This is a genomic window from Thalassospira profundimaris, assembly GCF_003326755.1.
Lineage (GTDB): Bacteria > Pseudomonadota > Alphaproteobacteria > Rhodospirillales > Thalassospiraceae > Thalassospira > Thalassospira profundimaris_B.
In genome coordinates this window covers 1-6,430 of sequence record NZ_JPWH01000053.1, presented here as the reverse complement: position 1 = coordinate 6,430, position 6,430 = coordinate 1, and the positions used below count along the sequence as shown (strand labels likewise).

The following is a 6,430-nucleotide window of genomic DNA, read 5'->3' as shown; positions in this document are numbered from 1 at the left end:
ATTATCACGTCTTTTTTGATGCGCCCGATGAGATAAGTTTTATTGTGTCTAAAAATATTATGGTGTTTGAATATAGTGCAATAATAATACTGAAATTCAATAATGGAATTTTTCGTGAGTCGGATGTAACGGCATTGGGGGTAAAGTAGGAAGATTGCCGTTTTCCGGTTCAAATAGAGAACTGCGGAGCGATGTTGCGCTGTGAGGCACATGCTGGTTTGCAGGCGTGTGGTGGCTTTTTTGATCAGTCGAGTGTTGACAGGACAACATCAACAAAGTCGCGCATCGTGGCGTCGTCGGCGGCGCGCCGGGCCATGAGTTGCAGGCCCTGGGCCGAACCGGCCAGAAACCGGGACAGGGCGCGAATGTTTTTGCCGTCGCTGATGGTTTTTTGTGCCTGGGCACGGACCAGGGCATCGACAAATAACAGTTCAATGCGCTTGAAGGATTGTCTGGCGATGGCGGCGGTTTCCGGGTCATGCGGGGCCAGTTCCATGCCGGAATTGACCATCAGACACCCCTTGTTGCGGCCATCAGTCAGGCCAACGCGCATGATATCTTCAAAGGTTTCGCAGATCGCCCGTCGTCCATCCGCCATCTCAAGCAGCTTGGCAAAGCGAACGGTGGAGATTTTCAGGGTGTAATGATCAAGGACCTTTAAAAACAGGGCTTTTTTGTCGCCAAAACTGGCATACATGCTGGCCCGGTTCAGGCCGGTTTCATTGACCAGATCCTGGACCGAGGTTGCTTCAAACCCCTTGTGCCAGAACACGTTCATCGCGTTATCAAGAACGCTTTCTTCGTCAAAGGCGCGGGGACGGGCCATGTCGCACTGCTCACATTCGCGGGTTATTGTGACCGGGAACACACCTTAGAGAGCCGCAGGATAGGGATCAAGGTTTCAGAACCCGTTCACCGGGGTGATCACGCGATTTTGTCCAAGGTGACGAAGCTGAAATCCGGACCGTTTTCGGCATTTTGATGATTTTCACGGCGCATTTCCTGCCATTCGGCTGCGGGCAGGGGCGGTAAAAATGTATCGGCCTCGAAGGTGGCGTGGATTTCGGTGATTTCGTAGCGTGTGGTATAGGGCAGGGCGAGGCGATATATCTGTGCGCCCCCGGCAATGATAACGTCGTTCACACCGTCGCGCCGGGCAATATCGTCGGCCACGCTGATAGCACTTTCGATATCGTGACATACAATGACGCGTTCATGATCAAACGACCAGTTTTTGTCCCGTGTCACCACAATCGAGGTGCGACCGGGCAGCGGCTTGCCAATTGATTCAAAGGTGACGCGTCCCATGATCATGGGTTTGCCGGATGTCAGCGCCTTAAACCGTTTCAAATCCTCGGGAATGTCCCACGGCATCCAGCCATCGCGGCCAATGGCGTGGTTTTGCGAAACGGCGACAACAGCGGTGCGGGTCATATCCGGGGTGGTCATCAGACGGCAACCTTGGCGGCAATATGCGGGTGCGGGTCATAGCCCGTTAAGGTGAAATCGTCATAGGTGAAATCAAAGATCGATTTTACTGCCGGGTTGATCTGCATATGCGGCAGCGGGCGCGGATCGCGCGCAAGCTGTGTTTCCACCTGGTCAAGGTGGTTGGTGTAAAGATGCGCATCGCCCAGCGTATGAACAAAATCGCCCGGTTTCAGGTCGCACACCTGCGCAACCATCAGGGTTAACAAGGCATAGGATGCAATATTGAACGGCACCCCCAGGAAAATATCGGCACTGCGCTGGTAAAGCTGGCAGGACAGTTTGCCATCGGCGACATAAAACTGGAACAGGCAGTGGCAGGGCGGCAGGGCCATGTGGGGCACATCGGCCACATTCCACGCCGATACCATCAGGCGGCGGGAATCGGGTGTGGTTTTGATCTGGTCAATAACGGTGCTGATCTGGTCGATGGTTTCGCCATTCGCCCCGCGCCAGGACCGCCACTGCCCGCCATAAACCGGGCCAAGGTCGCCATTTTCATCGGCCCATTCGTTCCAGATACGGACACCATTGTCCTGCAAATATTTGACATTGGTATCGCCCGCCAGAAACCACAGCAATTCGTGAATGATGGATTTCAGGTGCAGTTTCTTGGTTGTGACCATCGGAAACCCTTCGGCCAGATCAAAACGCATCTGATGGCCAAAAATCGAAATCGTGCCGGTGCCGGTCCGGTCTTCCTTGCGGGTGCCGGTGTCACGCACCAGGCGCATCAGATCAAGATATTGCTGCATGGGGTTTCTGTCCTGGGGTCTGACCTTGGGGAATCCGTTTGGCCGCAGGATAGACAGGTGCGGTGTGACACGCAACGACTGATCGGGACGTGCCTTATGCCGAATTGTTCCGTTATGTTGCAAAAAGATTTCACCTAAACCCCCTTGTGAAACAGGGGGCAATTCGCCTATATAGGGGCTGTCGGGGCAACCCGACTACGGCACTAAACTGCGTGGCAGAATAGGCTTTACGGACCCGGGGGCGGTACCCGGCGGCTCCACCATAACCACACATCGTTTGACTCGGACGATGATCGTGGGGCCGAAACAGGATCGACGTGAGTAGTAAAAGCCAATGTGGGTGCTCGGCATGGTACCACCGATATCGGGCCAATGTTTGTAAACGCAAACGACAACAATGCTCCGGTTGCTGTTGCCGCCTAAGCGGTACTAGCACCAAAGCGAAATTCCGGTTGCCGGGAGCGGTAATCGGTGGGGGGTGAGGCACCTAGCAACAGAACGCCTCATTATTCCCCGTTAAAATCCGGTTACAGAATGCGACGAAGTGATGGTCGCGCTCTTGTAATTCTCTCACGCTTGTTTATGAATAGAGACTGACAAATGCGCCATTGGGGATAGTGGCGTATAGAAGTGACGGGCCTTGCCCGCCAGAAACAGGATTATCGATGCACGAACCGGAAGAATTCCGATACGATCTGATGGTCGATCAGGCGCTGCGCGGCGTGGTAAAGCAGATTTTGACTCGCGTGGCCAATGAGGGCCTTTTCGGCGAGCATCATTACTATGTCACCTTTCAGACCAACCATCCCGGTGTTGAGCTGCCTGACGCACAGCGCAAGGCGCACCCCGACAATATCACGGTTGTGATCCAGCATCGCTTCTGGGATATGACGGTGACGGACGAATATTTCTCGGTCGGCATCAGCTTTGACAATATGCCGACAACGGTTGTTGTCCCGTTTGATGCCATGCTGGCCTTTGTCGATCCGTCGGCCAATTTCATGCTGACCTTCAGTGTGGAAGAAGAAATGGATGACGACGATTTCGAGGATGATGACGCAGAACCGGCACAACTGACAGCGGACCCCGCGTCGCGCGCCAAACCGGCTGCCGAGTCTGGCGAAGGCGGTGAAGTGATTGCGCTTGATGCGTTTCGGAAAAAATGAATTTGCGCCGGGTTGACCCGGTGCAGCGCCGTCAGGCCCGGCATATTTGCCGGGCCTTTTTGGTTTCAGACGGGGGCTGCAGAGGCGGCTTCCGGGTCAGAATTTGACATTGTAGGTCGCGGTAAAGGTCCGTCCGCGGCCTGTTGCGTCAAAAACCGATGCCGGGCCGTAGGTCGGGGAATAAAATTTTACCGCCCGCTGGCCCCAGATTGTCTGGTAATCATTATCAAACAGGTTGTTGATGCCAAACATCAACATGCCGCGCGGCAGAATGTAGGATCCTTTCAGATCAAACAGGGTAAACCCGTCCATGTCATCGCCGGTGCTGTCAGTATAGTCATAAACGTTGCTCATTTGCAGTTTGAGGCCAAGATCATCGCCCTGCCAGCCCACATATGCCGTGGTTTTGGGCAGGCTGGCCGCTGTGGCTAGTTCCTTGTTCCAGCTGCCATCTTCCTGTTCGACCATTTTGCGCACATAATGGCCCGATACCCCCACACGCCAATGTTCCGGGAAGGCATAATTAAAGGCGGCCTCGATGCCGTAGGTGCGGGTTTTAAGGTTGTTTACGTCAATCAGAAGGGTTGTGCTATCGACTTCGATCGAGTTGTCGGACTGCGCATAATAGGTGACAATCTGGCTGTCCCAGTTTGACGCATCGTGACGCCAGCCAATTTCATAGCTGTCGGTTTTGATGCCCTGAAGGTTTGATCCGTCAACCGCAACATAGTTGCCCAAAACATAGCGCGAGCCAACCAGGGTATAGCTGCCGCGCCCGTAATATTTGGACGGATCGGGTAACTCGAACCCCTGCGAGAAATTGAACCAGACCTGATTATCCAGATCGAGGTCATATTTGATGCCGGCATTGAACAGATTGACATCATAGCTGACCTCGCCACCGGGAATGGCATCGGCCGAGGTGGCAAGACCACGGGCGATGTTGATTTGCTGGGTGGAACCGACAAAGGAGTCCACTTTGGTGGTGATATGTTCGCGCCGGGCCCCGCCCTGCAGGGTCACATTGTCACCAATCGGGTAGCTTGCCTGGGCAAAACCGGCGGTGGTGATGACCTCGAACCCCGGATAGCGTTCCATTTCGGCCACGCGGCGGAGGGTTTGGCCGCCGGTTGAAAGGGCGGTTGCGGTATCAAACAGGGTATTTGTGGAATCAAAAGTTTCATAGCTGAAATCAATACCGTATGTGATTTCAACATCCCTGATTTCGCTGGTGATCGCGGATTTGGCCCCCGTTACCGACACATCATGCCCCGATGCGGTGACATAGCTTAAGGTGCCGGAGCTTTGGCGCGGGAAGGGATAGAAACTGAGGGTTTCATCGCGGTAGTAAAGCTGGGTTTGCAGCGCCTGCCCGAGAAAATCGCTATTATCGTAGTTGAATGTTACCTGATTGCGTTTGGTTTCCGGTTCGACATCAAAGTTCGGGCCGGTGGCAACCGTGATTTGCGACGGGTCGGACAGACCGGCATAGTTGGTGCCGTAATTCAGGTAATAATCGTTTTCCTGTTTGCTTTGGTAATGCTGCAACGTCATGGCCACACGCTGGCTTTCCGTCAGTGTTGCGTCAATCGTGCCAAACAGATCAAGCGTTCCGGTATCCTGAATGCTGGTCTGGGTGGTATCGGGCGGGACCAGATCGCCGCCGCCATCATAGAAATTGCCATTTTGGGTATAGGCCAGCGACAGGCGGCCGCGAATATCCTCTGTCCCCCCTGAAACCGCCTGGGCGATTTGATAATCCAGATCGTCACTGGCATTGAAACCCGATGTTGCCGAAAGCTGTGTTTCAAATTCGGTTTCGCTGCTGCGGGCATGTTTGGTGATGATATTGATGATACCGCCGGTCGCATTGCCACCATGCAGGGCCGATGCCCCGGAAAGAACTTCGATCCGTTCAATATTGAAGGGATCGATGGAATCAAGCTGGCGGCTGATGGCGCGCGATCCATTGAGCGATACCCCGTCAATCATCACCAGGGCCGCACGGCCGCGCATATACATGCCGTAATTGGTACGCGACCCGACACTGCCAAAATCCAGGCTGGGAATAAGGGTAGGCAGGGCTTCCTTCAGGCTAGTGCCTGTTTTTGTCTGTTCCTGGATTTCCTCTTCGCTGATGATTTGCACCGCATTGGCCAGATCGGTTGGCAATTTGGCGCTTCGGTTTGTTGAAATGACCAGGGCATCAAGCGAAATGCTTTTGGATCCGGTTTCTCCGGTTGTGTTTTCGGTTTTTGCAGGTGCTGTCTCGCGCATGGATTCCTGGCCTGCCACAGGTGCAGCAAAGGCAGCACATCCCATCATTGTCGAGGTTAGAAAAATCCAGGAAAGAGATGCTTTGTTACCTGTTTCCCCCATCTCGTCACTGCTCATGTCTATCCCTTCAGGTGCGTGATTGAAAGGAGCGTTGATAGTGATTTCGAGAATTATTTGCAACATGATCGGGTAATAAAAATTTACTTTCCGATCATTTTTTCTGTTTCGGTTGTGAAAGGGGGCAGGTCGCGGCACTGTTTGGCGGACAGAAAAAGAACGGACGGTAGGGAAAATACCGTCCGTAACACCCTTCTTGCGGGGTTTTGGGTTAGAGGGCTTCTTCGATAAAGCCTTTGACCTCGTCATACAGGCCTTCGGAATGCCCCGAAAGGTTTTCGGAATATTCCGACAGACGGGTGCCTTGTTCAGCGGTTTTGTCAGACAGCTCGTCAAGACGGGCAAGGTCGCTTGAGATGGTGTTGATACCATTGGCAACCGCCAGGATATTGTCGGCAATATCGCGCGAGGCGGCATGTTGCTGTTCCACAACGGCGCCAAGGTTTTCGGCAATTTCCTCGTTGGTTTCGATGACTTTGCGCGTATCGGTCAGTTCTGTCACCACGCGATCCGTACTTTCGCGGATTGCCCCGATCCGGTTTGTAATGTCTTTGGTGGATTTCGCGGTTTGTGTCGCCAGTGATTTGACTTCACCGGCAACAACGGCAAACCCCTTGCCCGCTTCAC

Annotated in this window: 6 protein-coding genes and 1 other RNA gene; 2 read left to right on the top strand and 5 right to left on the bottom strand. The window is 53.7% G+C overall.

The features are described 5' to 3' along the window. Positions 1–244: 244 nt before the first annotated feature. From TH25_RS24380 to TH25_RS24370, 3 genes are all read right to left on the bottom strand, one after another. Positions 245–826 (bottom strand): TetR/AcrR family transcriptional regulator, encoded by a 582-nt coding sequence (locus tag TH25_RS24380; protein ID WP_114090835.1) that lies wholly within the window; start codon positions 824–826, stop codon positions 245–247. 98 nt (positions 827–924) lie between these two features. Further along, on the bottom strand, positions 925–1,449 hold the full coding sequence (locus TH25_RS24375; RefSeq protein ID WP_114090834.1) for a dihydrofolate reductase: 525 nt from the start codon (positions 1,447–1,449) through the stop codon (positions 925–927). Next, on the bottom strand, positions 1,449–2,243 hold the full coding sequence (locus TH25_RS24370; RefSeq protein WP_114090833.1) for a thymidylate synthase: 795 nt from the start codon (positions 2,241–2,243) through the stop codon (positions 1,449–1,451). The genes TH25_RS24375 and TH25_RS24370 overlap by 1 nt, the downstream gene beginning before the upstream one ends. 140 nt (positions 2,244–2,383) lie before the next feature. On the opposite strand from TH25_RS24370, the gene ssrA reads away from it, so the two are divergent. After that, positions 2,384–2,751: a transfer-messenger RNA gene (gene ssrA, locus TH25_RS24365) on the top strand. 157 nt (positions 2,752–2,908) lie between these two features. Next, positions 2,909–3,409, top strand: a complete 501-nt coding sequence (locus TH25_RS24360) for an SspB family protein (protein ID WP_114090832.1) — start codon at positions 2,909–2,911, stop codon at positions 3,407–3,409. 96 nt (positions 3,410–3,505) lie between these two features. On the opposite strand, the gene TH25_RS24355 is transcribed toward TH25_RS24360, so the two are convergent. Together TH25_RS24355 and TH25_RS24350 are read right to left on the bottom strand one after the other, a co-directional pair. Then, on the bottom strand, positions 3,506–5,803 hold the full coding sequence (locus tag TH25_RS24355; protein ID WP_181847838.1) for a TonB-dependent receptor: 2,298 nt from the start codon (positions 5,801–5,803) through the stop codon (positions 3,506–3,508). Positions 5,804–6,014: 211 nt separating this feature from the next. After that, positions 6,015–6,430 (bottom strand): methyl-accepting chemotaxis protein (locus TH25_RS24350; RefSeq protein ID WP_258549300.1); only part of this gene is annotated, 416 nt, incomplete at its 5' end.